This is a genomic window from Flavobacterium bomense (assembly GCF_003970355.1).
In genome coordinates, this window is record NZ_RYDJ01000216.1 from 1 (window position 1) to 560 (window position 560).

Genomic DNA, 560 nt, shown 5'->3' on the forward strand with positions numbered 1-560 from the left:
AAGTGACGCACAACGTCATACTGTGAAAAAACGTGCAAAATCATTACAACAAATATACTAAAATACTTATAATAAAAACAAAGATTTTGTACATTTAGTGATGCAACACTCCCGAAGCTTCGGGACAAGGAATATCTCCCAATCAACTTCAGGTTAGTAGTCTAGAATACACCATCAGCCAAGAGTATTAATTTAGGTAGGTACTCATCACAGACTAGCACCAGTGGGATCCGCCAGCTTGGTATCTTGGAGGTAGACAAAGGCTACCATAACGGACGAGAAATAGACAGCTGTAAAAACAACATCACCACCATTGTGGTGCATCCTGATCAAGGTAAGAGCAACGAAAACGGCACCCAACCCGAGTATTTTGTGTCGAAATTTACGTATAACAAAGAGAATAATACGTACACTTGTCCGCAAGGTCAAACACTCACCACTACAGGGAGTTGGCACAAAAAAACAGGACGCACCGAAGAAAGTGGTTACCAGTTCCAAAAATATCGCACACCAGCTTGCAGAACTTGTCCAGTAAAAGACCAATGCACCAGTCGTAAAGG

At 41.6% G+C, this 560-nt stretch carries 1 protein-coding gene; it reads left to right on the top strand.

The window, feature by feature from the left end; all coding sequences use genetic code 11:
* Window positions 1-246 precede the first annotated feature (246 nt).
* Window positions 247-560, top strand: a 314-nt coding sequence (locus EKL98_RS18305) for a transposase (protein ID WP_233589486.1), incomplete at its 3' end; no start/stop codon positions are given.